Genomic DNA, 12,581 nt, shown 5'->3' with positions numbered 1-12,581 from the left:
TTCATCTCAATTTAAACCCCAAATAAACCGGTAAGTGGTCCGATATTTTTCTCGCCATTTCCAGGTTTTCACATTCCCTTACAAAATCAATGACGCCGTTTTCGGTTTTAGCAATGGTATTGGAGTAGAATATATTATCTATAGCATGATTGCGATAGTCAAAACCATCACAAGCTCTTTTTAAGGTCGTTTTTTGGTTGGTAACGGCAGATGAGTAGCCTTGTTTCTTTAAAGGGTCAAATATTGGGTTTGCATCATCAACATTAAAGTCGCCTGCTAAAATGACAAATCCTGTAATATTGTTGTTCATGTATTGGGTAAGTGCGATAATTTCGGCCTCTGGGTTTTTGTTATAAGGCCTGGAGTGAAAGTTGATGAGAATCAATTTTTTATCAGCAATATAAAAATCTAAGAAAAACGGTTCCCTGTCAATTAGGGCATCCAGTTCTTTTAATAACCTGCCTCTATTCTTAATTTTAATATGTTCGGTTTTCCAAACAAACGCATAACGCTCTGATGCATATTTAGTCCCGTTCGTGGGGTCGCTGATTACATAATCCCATTTAGCACCTTTTCTATTTAATAGATCAGAGAGTTTGGCAACAGCCTGTGCACCTCCATATCCTGAAACTACTTCTTGTATGGCTACAATGTCTACATCTCTTACAACCTCTGCAATTTGTTCCAATTCATGATTGCTTTTGGTCTTTCCAAAATCTTGAATGTTCCATGAGACAATGGTGATTTCATTCTGCTGTGAAAAAATTTGGACTGAAATTAATAGAATGAATAAGAGTAGTATTTTCTGAAACATAAGTTTGCGTTCAATGAAATGCAAAGCTATTGAAAGTTAAGGTTATTGGTTTACGTAAATCTGTAATCAATACTTGAGTGAGTTAAATAGACTACTTAAACAACTCATAAAAATAGTATATTTGAGCCGAATAATGCTACTAATCGGCTCATGAAATACAATTGGCAACAAAAAGATTGGCCTAATTTTCAATACAGCATAGAGGCTATTGAAAATTTGCTTTATGATTTTTTTCAACGGACAGGTCGTATCGGTGGAGTTTTACAAGGTCTTTCTGAAACAGAACAAGCAGAGGCCATGATTAATCTTATGGTGTCGGAAGCAATCAAAACCTCGGAGATAGAAGGAGAGTATTTGAGCCGAAAAGATGTGATGTCTTCGATTAGAAGAAATCTCGGACTGAATCCCGAACTTCCAATTTTCAGAGATAAAAGAGTGGAAGGGGTTTCAGAATTAATGCTGGCCATCAGAAGGCATTTTAATGAGCCTCTTTCAGAAAAGGTGTTATACCAATGGCATACCATGCTCATGAGAGGTAGCAAAGGAATTCAAATAGGCCAATGGCGTTCGCATGAAGAACCAATGCAGATTGTTTCTGGTGCAATAGGCAGGGAAATCGTTCATTTTGAAGCTCCTCCTTCAAAAACTATTCCTGCTGAAATGGAAAAGTTCATCCTTTGGTTCAACAGGTCCTATAGTAAAATTAAAAAACCCATTATTCGGTCCGCCATTGCACACCTATATTTTGAATCCATTCACCCCTTTGAAGACGGAAATGGAAGAATTGGGCGTGCTATTGCGGAAAAAGCGCTTTCCCAAAGCATAGGAAGACCTGTATTGTTCAGTCTGTCCAAATCTATAGAGGCAAATAAAAGTGCGTACTACAATACATTAAAGACCGCACAACGTTCCAATGAAATTACGGAATGGATCAACTATTTTGTGAAAACCGTTTTAGATGCACAAATCGATGCCGAACAAGAAATAGAGTTTACCTTAAAAAAGACCAAGTTCTATGACCATCATAAAGACACGTTAAATGAAAGACAACAAAAAGTGGTTCGCAGAATCTTGGAAGAAGGCTATCAAGGTTTTGAAGGGGGAATGAACGCTAGAAAATATATTTCTCTCACAAGTGCTTCGAAAGCGACCGCTACTAGAGATCTTCAGGATTTGGTCCAAAAGGGTATTTTTAAACCTATTGGCGGTGGACGCAGTGCCAGATATGAAATCCAATTTTAATAAGAACCCATTTGAAAAAAGCACGCCAAAAGCACGCCATTGAACAAATCAAGCAGCTACATTTTATTGTAACTGCTTGATTTTACTAGTGGTCCCACCTGGGCTCGAACCAGGGACCCCCTGATTATGAGTCAGGTGCTCTAACCAGCTGAGCTATAGGACCCGCAATTTGCGGTTGCAATATTACCATTTATTTTTAATCGGCACAAGCAAAATAACACCTACTTCCCTATTTCTTGACATAATTCTACCAGTACCCCATTGGTGGTTTTAGGATGTACAAATGCCACCCATTTATTATCCGCTCCCCGTTTTGGGGTTTCGTTCAAAATAGTAAAACCTTCTTTCTTAAGCCGCTTAATTTCTGCCTTGATATCTTCTACGGCAAAAGCCACGTGGTGCACCCCTTCGCCCTTCTTCGCCAAGAATTTTGCTATAGGCCCATCCTCGGTCATTGCCTCCAAAAGCTCTATCTTATTTGGGCCGTTCTTAAAAAAAGAAGTGCGTACGCCTTCCGAAGCTACTTCTTCTTCCCTATAGGGACCAACACCGAGTAATTTTTCAAACAACTGGTTAGAGGCCGCCAAGTCCTTTACCGCAATTCCTAAATGTTCTATTTTCTTCAACGATTCGCTATTTACCTAGACTATAAACACCTAAATTACACATAATTCTACGTACTTTTGCCCTATGGAAACGCAAAGACAGCGAAAGATAGGGGGATTGATCCAAAAGGATATCGTAGATATTCTACAGAAAGCGGCCATTGATGGTGGATTAAAGGGCACCTTGATCTCTGTTTCTAAGGTTGTGGTTACCACGGACCTGTCTATCGCTAAGGTGTACATCAGTATTTTTCCGAATACCCAAGCACAGGAACTTCTGGAAGGAATTAAGTCTAACCAGCCCCTTATAAAACACGAACTGGCGCAACGTACCCGTAACCAACTGCGCCGTGTGCCGGAGTTGTTATTCTATTTGGACGATTCCCTAGACTATATTGAAAAGATTGAAAATTCCTTAAAAGGGGATGAAAACCCAATTGAGAACAGAGATTTGCTGGAGAAACGAAAAAAGTCCTAGACCTTGAACTTTCCGCTCTACATAGCCAAACGATATGTGCGTTCCAAGAGCAGCCAGAATGCGGTAAATATCATAAACTTTATTACTTTTCTAGTTATCGTCATCGGTTCTGCCGCACTTTTTATAGTGCTGTCCGGTTTTGCCGGACTAAAGACCTTTAGCCTCTCCTTTACCAATTCATTTGACCCGGAATTGAAAGCCCTGCCCGTTGCCGGAAAATTTTTCAGGCTGACACCCGCACAGGAACAAAAGCTATCCAGCGTAGAAGGACTGGCACACTATGCGAAAGAAATCGAGGAAAAGGTGTATCTGGAGCATAAAGGCAAGAACCATATCGCCTATATCAAAGGAATAGATTCCAACTACATCAAAGTAATCCCAGTTGATAGCACGCTCTACATCGGCGATTGGGCCCTAAACGAAAAACAGGTGGTATCCGGTATCGGGATTGCGAATATTCTTGGGGTTACCATCAACCAGTTTCGCAGCCCCATGCAGATCTATGCGTTTAAACCCGGAACCGGCTCTATTTCCCAACAGAGCATACGGTCTTTATACAATCAGGCACCAATGGTCATTGCCGGTGTGTACGCCGTGGAAGCGGATCTGGACAATAAATATGTCTTTGCCGACCTAGCGCTTACACAGGCTTTGCTGGAAAAGGACGAAACCCAATATTCAGGTATTAATTTTAAGCTTGATGATGATGCAAATACTCAAGAGGTTAGAGCCTCTTTAAATAGCATTTTGGGTGATGGGATAGCACTAAAAAACAGGGAAGAACTGAACAGCACGCTCTACAAAATGCTGAATACGGAAAATGTTGCGACCTACCTCATCTTTACACTTGTACTAATTATTGCCCTTTTTAACGTAGTCGGCGCCATTATTATGATGATACTGGACAAACAACAGAACTCCAAAACCCTGTTCAGTTTAGGGACGACCATCAAGGAACTTCGGCGCATCTATTTTGTGCAAGGGGTCTTGGTCACAGGTCTGGGCGGAATTATAGGTATTTTAATAGGCTCCTTACTGATATGGTCGCAACTGCTCTTTGGATGGCTCCGGATTACCCCATCGCTGGCCTATCCGGTAGAATATAGACTCATAAATGTTTTTATAGTCCTAGGAACCATATTGGTTCTTGGGGTCATCGCTTCAAAAATTGCCAGTAGTCGGATCAATAAGAAATTAATCTCAGCCTAAACTAAATTCGTGGTCTCCGAATTTCTGTAATACCTCGTCAAAAGCGGCGAAAACATCTACGGATTCATCACTGGTAACCATCTTCATGCGGTATTCCTTAAAATTGGGAATGCCCTTGAAATAATTGGTGTAGTGCCTACGGGTTTCAAAAACGCCCAGTTTTTCACCTTTCCAGGCAATGGACATTTGTAAGTGTCTCCTAGCGGCATCTACGCGTTCTTGCATAGTTGGCGGCGCTAAATGTGTGCCGGTTTCAAAGTAGTGTTTTACCTCTCTGAAAAACCATGGATATCCTATGCTGGCCCTGCCTATCATAGCACCGTCGAGACCAAATTCATCGCGCATTTTCATCGCGGACTCCGGAGAATCCACGTCACCGTTTCCAAAGACGGGTATGTGCATCCTGGGGTTGTTCTTTACCGCCGCAATGGGATGCCAATCCGCATTTCCTTTATACATCTGTGCCCGCGTTCTACCATGAATAGCTATGGCCTTACAGCCTACATCCTGCAGCCTTTCGGCCACCTCAACTATTTTTATGGATTCCTCGTCCCACCCCAAACGGGTCTTTACCGTTACAGGAAGCTTCGTGTGTTCCACCATGGCCTTGGTCAAGGATACCATTAAATCGATATCCTTTAGAATACCGGCACCGGCACCTTTAGAAACCACTTTCTTTACGGGGCAACCAAAATTAATGTCAATGATATCCGGAGCGGATTTCTCTACAATTTCTACCGACCGTAACATGGACCCTAGATTAGCGCCGAAAATCTGAATGCCCACAGGTCTTTCCTTCTCATAGATATCCAGTTTCATAACGCTCTTGGCGGCGTCCCTGATAAGACCTTCCGAAGAGATGAATTCCGTATACACCACATCGGCTCCCTGCTCCTTGCACAGCGCACGGAACGGCGGGTCGCTTACATCTTCCATCGGAGCAAGCAACAACGGAAAATCGGGTAATTGTATGTCTCCTATTTTAGGCATCTTCGTGTGCTTTGGTCTGCAAAATTACATCAAATTTAAAAAGTGATGGTCGCCTTCTTCTGTTCACCGTTTCTATGGACCCTAACCTCGGTCGTATCTCCTTCTTCAAAGGCGGACAGTGCGCGCATATAACTCATCATATCAACCACGGTACTATCACCCAGTTGTATGACCACATCACCTTTTAGAAGTCCGGCCCTGGCCGCCGGTCTTCCTTCGGTAACGCCATCGATACGCATCCCTTTTCCATCAAATAGATAATCTGGCATAACGCCAAGGGCCACCTTAAACCGAGGCACGTCTTCACTTTCGTTCTTGGTCGTTCTAAAGGACAATTTGCTAGCATCATCCAACTCCGCAATTATCTTGAGTATATAGTCGCCGATCATTTCCATCCCCTCGTAATTCAATTTTTCCGAATCATCGGAGGGCTTGTGGTAATCCTTATGCTGACCCGTAAAAAAATGAAGCGCGGGAATATTCTGAAGATAGAACGAAGTGTGGTCGCTTGGTCCAACGCCAGATGCGTTCAAAACCAGCTTAAATCCTGGATTGGTGGCGTTTAGCACCTGTCCCCAAACAGGCGCGGTTCCCGTGCCACTAATGGAAAGCGTCTTATTCGCACGTAGCCTCCCCACCATATCCATATTGATCATATAATTGGCTTTCGTAAAATCGATAGTGGGGTTTTTTGAAAAGTAGTTGCTGCCCAACAGGCCCATTTCCTCTCCTGAAAAAGCAATAAAGGTATAGTTGCTGCCCGTAAGCGTGTCCCTTAATTTTTGGGCAAGCCGCAGTAGTATTCCAACGCCACTCGCGTTATCGTCCGCTCCATTATGTATGGCCTCTCCTTCTGCGTACAACGAACCTTCGCCGCCCATTCCCAAATGGTCATAATGCGCGCCGATGATTACCGTTTTATCGGCCTTATTATCAATATAACCTATTACATTCGTTCCCGTAATAGTGCTATCTCCGTTAACGAACTGTACTTCAGAATGTGGATCGGTCTTGGGCTTAAAGGTAAAGGTCTGGAAATAGGTGCCCGCATTCCCTTTGGGCTGCAATCCTATGTTCTCCATACGCGTCCTTATGTAATCTGCAGCTATCAACTCCTCCGGCGTGCCCGTTTCCCTGCCCTTTAAACTGTCCGAGGCCAGAAAAGCGACATCTTCTTCCAGGCTTACAGTCTTCGGGATTTCTTTTTTACAGGAGCCGAAAACAAGAAAAAACAGGAGTAAAATGGAGCATTTACCTAGCATAGCGTTTATTTTTGACAAAAATACGCATCCTATGAGAATTCTATTTGTTTTGAGTTTCCTATTCCTATTGGGTAGTTGTAAGCCAGACCCGAAAGAAACGCAGTCCAAAGCCGAAAAAACAATTTCCTTAATGGCCGGGAACGATACGCTTATCTATCCGGAAGAGAAATATTTTAAAAGTATCCGACAGATTACCTTTGGCGGAGACAATGCCGAGGCTTACTGGAACTGGGACGATACCCAAATGATTTTTCAGTCTAACAATAAAGGATGGGGCATGAACTGTGACCAGATGTTCCTAATGAATATTGAAGATAATTTCAAGGATACTATTCCGCCTATGGTAAGCACCGGGATGGGACGTACCACCTGTGCCTATTTTCTGCCGGACAACAAACATTTCGTGTATGGCTCTACGCATTTGGCGAACAAAGAATGCCCTGAAGTGCCTTTACGGAAAAACGGAAATTATGTGTGGCCCGTATATGACTCCTTTGATATTTTCGTTTCCGATTTGGAAGGAAATATAACAGCACAACTTACCGACGAACCTGGTTACGATGCGGAAGCCACAGTTTCTCCCAAGGGGGATAAAATTGTCTTTACCTCTACCCGCAGTGGCGATTTAGAGCTTTATACCATGAACATTGATGGCACGGACGTACAGCAGATAACGAATGAACTGGGCTACGACGGAGGTGCCTTTTTCTCACCGGACGGGACTCAATTAATATTTAGGGCCTCACGTCCTAAAACACCGGAAGCCATCAAGAAATATAAAGATCTACTGGCGGAAGGTTTAGTGGAACCCACGGAAATGGAACTGTTTATCTGCAATGCCGATGGAAGCGACCTAAAACAATTAACGTTCCTTGGTAATGCCAATTGGAGTCCGTTCTTTCATCCCTCTGGAAAAAAAATACTGTTTTCCAGCAATTTCGAGGCTGAAAAGGGTTTCCCTTTCAATCTCTACTTTATCGACATCGACGGTAAAAATTTGGAGCGCGTTACCCATGGGGAAACCTTTGATGCTTTCCCCGTCTTTTCTAACGACGGGAAGTATTTAGCATTCTCCAGCAACCGAAATAATGGGGGAACACGAGATACCAACCTATTTATTGCGGAGTGGCAAGAGGCCTCCCCTGAGTCCTCTAAAGGAAGTAAATAAGGTGTTATTGCTGACCATTCCCTATGAGCCTGTTGTATTCGGCATAAAAATCAATGCGCATTTAGTGCTGGAATATCTGGCTTTTTTTATCGCTTTTAGGTACTACGTTTATTTACGGAACAAAAGCACGGATACAATCTCGGCTAACAACCGACTCTCCATTATCATCGGTGCCATATTCGGTGCTTTGCTGCTATCTAGGGTCGTAGCATTTTTAGAAAACCCTGTGTTGCACTTGGAACAGGGTTGGTTGTATCTCCTGAATAATAAAACCATCATGGGTGGGCTTTTCGGTGGGCTGCTAGGGGTAGAACTGGCAAAGAAAATCATTGGCGAAAAGCAATCGTCCGGAGACCTTTTTACGCTCCCAATAATTTTAGGAATTGGCATTGGACGTTTGGGCTGTTTTTTAGCAGGAACCAAGGAGTTTACCTATGGGAAAGAAACTGCCTTTTTCTTAGGTATGGATGTAGGGGATGGGGTTCCCAGACATCCTATAGCGCTGTATGAAATGGTATTTCTTTTGCTGTTGTTCCTTCTTATACGCCAGTTACAGCAGCGTGAAAAATGTTGGCCCAAGGGCAGCTTCTTTAAACTGTTCATGGTCAGTTATTTTAGCTTTCGCTTTTTCATGGAATTTTTAAAACCCAATTCCTATTTCATTTTAGGTTTAAGCAGCATCCAATATTTATGCTTAATTTGTCTGTTGTACTACCGTAAATTTATCCTTAGAGGAATTTCCTATGTCGCAAAAAAACTATACCTATTATGATTTTACCTTAAGCCTGTGTCCGGAATGTCTGAGAAGGGTAGATGCGAAGATCGTCTTTGAGAACGAAAACGTCTACATGCTTAAAAACTGTAAAGAACACGGCCGTTCTAAAGTGCTTATTGCGGATGATATTGAATACTATAAAAACATCCGTAACTATAACAAAGCTTCGGAATACCCCAAAACCTTCAATACCCAGACCCATTACGGGTGTCCTTACGACTGCGGACTTTGCCCGGACCATGAACAGCATTCTTGTCTTACCGTTGTAGAGCTTACGGACCGTTGCAACCTTACCTGTCCTACCTGTTATGCAGGGTCCTCCCCTTCCTACGGGCGGCACAGGACCTTGGAGGAAGTTAAAAAAATGCTTGATGTCATCGTAAAGAACGAAGGCGAACCCGATGTGGTGCAACTTAGCGGTGGCGAGCCCACCATACATCCGCAGTTTTTTGAAATAATGGACTATGCCAAAACGCTTCCTATCCTTCACTTAATGCTGAATACCAACGGTATTAAGATTGCGAGGGATTTTGATTTTGCAAAGCGATTGGCCAGCTACGCACCGGATTTTGAGATTTACCTTCAGTTCGATTCCTTGGACAACAAGGTATTGCAAACCTTGCGCGGAGCCGATTTGGCGGATATTCGATTAAAGGCCATTGAACATTTGAACCAACTTAACCTCTCTACAACCTTGGTCGTTACACTACAGAAAGGATTGAACGACCACGAGATGGGGGCCACAATAGATTTTGCCCTAAAACAAAAATGTATACGCGGAGTTACCTTTCAGCCTACGCAGATCGCTGGCAGGTTGGATAATTTTGAGGTGGATGAGAACAGAATAACCTTGACCGAGGTACGAAGAAAAATATTGGAACAATCTCCCATATTTGAACCGGACGACTTGATTCCCGTTCCCTGTAATCCTGATGCATTGGTAATGGCCTACGCCCTGAAATTGGGAGATGACGTGAGTCCGCTTACACGGTACATTAACCCTGAAGATTTGCTGAACGAGGGCAAGAACACCATCATCTATGAGCAAGACGAACAACTGCATGGTAAGATGATAGACCTCTTTAGTACCGGCAATTCTGTGGAGAAGGCTTCGGAGAACTTAAAGAGCATTATGTGTTGTCTTCCGGAAATAGATGCTCCCGAGTTAGGCTATGACAACCTGTTCCGTATTATTGTCATGCAATTTATAGATGCCCATAATTTTGATGTTAGGGCCATAAAGAAGTCTTGTGTGCATATCGTAAACAAGGATTATAAGATCATACCTTTTGAGACCATGAACTTGTTCTACAGGGACGATAAGATTGAGCGCTTAAAAGAGCTTCAAAATGAACATATGTAACATCATTAATCAAAATTTAAAAAGCCCATGTTTTTAGAAGTCGGTAATTTAGATGGCCTTGTAGCCTTGATTTTTTTGATCCTGTTAGGGCCCGCCTTAGTTTTAGGTATCATTGGTATCATCCTTTTATCCAAGGGAAAGAAAAAAGCGGGAAAAATACTGCTGATATTAGCTGGGGTCTACCTTCTGGTGAGCTTTGGTATTTGTGGAACCATGTTGGGCGGGTTTTAATTAAATCCTACTGCGTTCATCCACCCGTTTTCTCTTATAGTTGTCCTTAATCCTGGTGTCACCGAACTTATACCTAAACCCAAAAACGAAGAGTCGTGTTTCCCTTCTCGAAGAAGTGGTGTTATTTTGATTTGCAAATCTCCTCGTATAAAAATAGTTTCCCCCGTTAAAAATATCCTCAACAGCCAACGAAACACTGGCATTTTTGTCCCATAGGGTTTTTCTAAAGGCCAATCCCAAAGTGCTTACTTCATCTTGCCTAGCGTTTCCTTGAAATGTTGGAGCGTAATAACTGTAATTTACATCAGCAAAAAATGATTTGTCCTCCAATAATGTAAAGCTATTCCGTAAACGCAATAATCCGGACCATATAGAATTCACGAACAATTCTCCCGTATCAAAATCACGGAAAGTGTTTTCCCTATTAAAATAGCTCAGAAGCGCATAGGAAGACCAGTAACTTGTCAGCTTTTTGTTAAAGACAATATCTGCACCGTAATTTCTATTGCTATCTAGATTTGTAGCGATAAACCGTAAGAGATTGGCCTCGTTATCCTGAAATACCTGCTGCAGAAACTCGTTCTTGCGCCTATAATAAAATGCGGTAAAGGTATAGGTCTTATCGTAGGTGTAGGCCAGGGATATGGAGTTTCTTGTGGAGGGTATGAGATCGGGATTGCCCTCTACCGTAGTATTGTTACTTTGGAAATACTGAAAGGGATTAAGCCAATCGTACCGAGGTCGTGAAATACGTCTGTAATAATTAAGTTTAAAGGAGTTCTTCTTGTTCGGGGTATACAAAGCGGAAAAGGAGGGGAAAAATTCCAGATAGGAGTTTTTTGTTCTGTTGGTACCGGCATCCAAATCTCCTACCGTTTCGGTATATTCCGTTCGTAGTCCTGCTTTGAGCTTCCATTGCTCCAAACTATGGTCCATGCTCAGGTACCCTGCGGAAATACGTTCGTCATAGACAAAATTTCCGATTTCCGTTGGGCTAACACCGGGCTGATCGCTGGTAAAACCCAACTGTTCTATGGCATTATCGCTGTTAATGGTGGCATAGCGCAACCCTGTTTCAAAAGTGGTTGTCTTTCCTAATGGCTTTGTATAATCTAGTTGAAGACTGAACAGGTTTGTTCGTTGGTCGGACTGGGTGACAAAGTCGTTCTCACCGGCGAGGTTCCTATCATTATCAAAGAAATCGGTAGCAATATCCTGCTCTCTCCCGTAGTTGTAGAAAGTGTAATGCGTATTGAACGCTAACTGCTGGCCATCCTCATCTATCTCATGTTTCCAGTCTAAATAATAGGAAGTGTTGTAGTAATTGGCATCCGAATTATTAATTGTGTTAAAGCTGGCGTTCGGTTGGCCTTGGATATCCGTTATTTGTGTTTCAGAATTCAAAAATGTATCGCCGAACGGTCTTAAGGAATTAATAGAGGAAAAACTTAGGGTGTTCTTGTCGTTTGGTTGATAATCGAAAAATAGATTAACATTGTGCTGCTCTGTCCTTGAAATATTTTGCTGTTCTGCTTGCCAGGTCTCATCTACACTGTTGCCTTCAAAAAAGTTAGTGATATCGGTGTAGCGTCTTAAGTTTTTGTTCTTCCTAAAAGAATAGTTCACGGAGAAATCCGTTCGCTTACCCTTAAAAAAGTGGTCTGTCCCCAGGGTATGCTTTGGAAAAACACCTTGGGAATACCGGTTATAGATAGAACCGTTATACCCGGCAATAATATTTTTCTTCATTTTAATGTCTATCAAAAGTCCGCCTTCGGCACTATATTTTGCAGGCGGATTGGTAATGACCTCAATCGCTTCTACATTACTCGCAGAGCTACCAGAAAGTAGGTTTATGATATCGCTTTCGGGTATATTTACCCTGCGTCCGTTTATAAGAACACTAATGTTGCCGGTATTTTGAACGGTAATTTTATCATTAATGATAACCACACCGGGAGTATTTTTTAACACATCCCAAATATCGCTATCGGCTAGGGCACTGTTTTCTATATTAAAAACATACCTGTCCGCTTTCTGCACTAATGTGGGCTTCTCGTAAGTGACTACGACCTCTTCTAATTCCTGCGTATTTTGATTAATGAGCAAGTTTCCAACATCCGTATCCGACTTTACGGAGAGTGCTCGTACTTCGGATGTACTCTTAATATAGCTGGCGTATAACCTGTAGTCTCCAGAAACGATACCCTCTAAAAGAAATTGACCGTTTTCATCCGTAGCCGTGCCTTTAATGGGGTTGCCATCATTAGACTCTAAAACTACGTTGGCATAGACTAAGGCGTTGCCTTCCGTATCTAATACGATGCCGCTAATTTTATAATCCTGTGCACTTGTGAGGGAAACAAGTAACACAAAAATGGAAAGCAAATAAAAATCCCTCTTCATTAATGGTGTAGGTGTATCTCAAATATAATGAAGTTATT

Annotated in this window: 12 protein-coding genes and 1 tRNA gene; 7 read left to right on the top strand and 6 right to left on the bottom strand. The window is 42.3% G+C overall.

Annotated features, from left to right (window positions below):
* Position 1: 1 nt before the first annotated feature.
* Entirely contained in the window at positions 2-814 is an 813-nt protein-coding gene (locus tag BFP77_RS00185) for an endonuclease/exonuclease/phosphatase family protein (RefSeq protein ID WP_099572072.1), read from the bottom strand.
* A 150-nt stretch (positions 815-964) separates the two neighbouring features.
* Between BFP77_RS00185 and BFP77_RS00180 the strand changes: the two genes are divergently transcribed.
* Positions 965-2,056 (top strand): Fic family protein, encoded by a 1,092-nt coding sequence (locus BFP77_RS00180; RefSeq protein WP_099572071.1) that lies wholly within the window; start codon positions 965-967, stop codon positions 2,054-2,056.
* A gap of 89 nt (positions 2,057-2,145) precedes the next feature.
* Here BFP77_RS00180 and BFP77_RS00175 read toward each other — a convergent pair.
* Positions 2,146-2,219: transfer RNA gene (locus BFP77_RS00175), tRNA-Ile, on the bottom strand.
* Between the two features lie 58 nt (positions 2,220-2,277).
* Complete coding sequence (mce, locus tag BFP77_RS00170; RefSeq protein WP_099572070.1) at positions 2,278-2,682, bottom strand: methylmalonyl-CoA epimerase; 405 nt, start codon at positions 2,680-2,682, stop codon at positions 2,278-2,280.
* A 64-nt stretch (positions 2,683-2,746) separates the two neighbouring features.
* Between mce and rbfA the strand changes: the two genes are divergently transcribed.
* Complete coding sequence (gene rbfA / locus BFP77_RS00165; RefSeq protein ID WP_099572069.1) at positions 2,747-3,139, top strand: 30S ribosome-binding factor RbfA; 393 nt, start codon at positions 2,747-2,749, stop codon at positions 3,137-3,139.
* 3 nt (positions 3,140-3,142) lie between these two features.
* Complete coding sequence (locus tag BFP77_RS00160) at positions 3,143-4,348, top strand: ABC transporter permease (protein WP_099572068.1); 1,206 nt, start codon at positions 3,143-3,145, stop codon at positions 4,346-4,348.
* Here the strand turns inward: BFP77_RS00160 and dusB are convergent.
* Positions 4,340-5,338, bottom strand: a complete 999-nt coding sequence (gene dusB, locus BFP77_RS00155; RefSeq protein WP_099572067.1) for a tRNA dihydrouridine synthase DusB — start codon at positions 5,336-5,338, stop codon at positions 4,340-4,342. The genes BFP77_RS00160 and dusB overlap by 9 nt on opposite strands.
* Positions 5,339-5,373: 35 nt before the next feature.
* Entirely contained in the window at positions 5,374-6,600 is a 1,227-nt protein-coding gene (locus BFP77_RS00150) for a M28 family peptidase (RefSeq protein WP_099572066.1), read from the bottom strand.
* Between the two features lie 31 nt (positions 6,601-6,631).
* Here BFP77_RS00150 and BFP77_RS00145 point away from each other — a divergent pair, with 31 nt between their 5' ends.
* Genes BFP77_RS00145 through BFP77_RS00130 form a run of 4 tightly spaced genes read left to right on the top strand, consistent with a single transcriptional unit; the run spans position 6,632 to position 10,137 of the window.
* Entirely contained in the window at positions 6,632-7,768 is a 1,137-nt protein-coding gene (locus tag BFP77_RS00145) for a TolB family protein (RefSeq protein ID WP_099572162.1), read from the top strand.
* A complete protein-coding gene (locus tag BFP77_RS00140) occupies positions 7,689-8,540 on the top strand; it encodes a prolipoprotein diacylglyceryl transferase (RefSeq protein ID WP_099572065.1) in 852 nt (283 codons plus the stop codon). Before BFP77_RS00145 ends, BFP77_RS00140 begins: the two co-directional genes overlap by 80 nt.
* Positions 8,512-9,906: a radical SAM protein gene (locus tag BFP77_RS00135; RefSeq protein WP_099572064.1), complete on the top strand. Its 1,395-nt coding sequence runs from the start codon at positions 8,512-8,514 to the stop codon at positions 9,904-9,906. The genes BFP77_RS00140 and BFP77_RS00135 overlap by 29 nt, the downstream gene beginning before the upstream one ends.
* A gap of 27 nt (positions 9,907-9,933) precedes the next feature.
* Positions 9,934-10,137: a hypothetical protein gene (locus tag BFP77_RS00130; protein ID WP_099572063.1), complete on the top strand. Its 204-nt coding sequence runs from the start codon at positions 9,934-9,936 to the stop codon at positions 10,135-10,137.
* Here BFP77_RS00130 and BFP77_RS00125 read toward each other — a convergent pair whose 3' ends face one another.
* Positions 10,138-12,543 (bottom strand): outer membrane beta-barrel family protein, encoded by a 2,406-nt coding sequence (locus tag BFP77_RS00125; protein ID WP_099572062.1) that lies wholly within the window; start codon positions 12,541-12,543, stop codon positions 10,138-10,140.
* Positions 12,544-12,581 lie beyond the last annotated feature (38 nt).

Origin of the sequence: Maribacter sp. 4U21, assembly GCF_002742365.1 — a bacterium.
Lineage (GTDB): Bacteria > Bacteroidota > Bacteroidia > Flavobacteriales > Flavobacteriaceae > Maribacter.
Note: the sequence above shows the minus strand (reverse complement) of the source record. Positions and strands in the feature narration are given on the sequence as shown.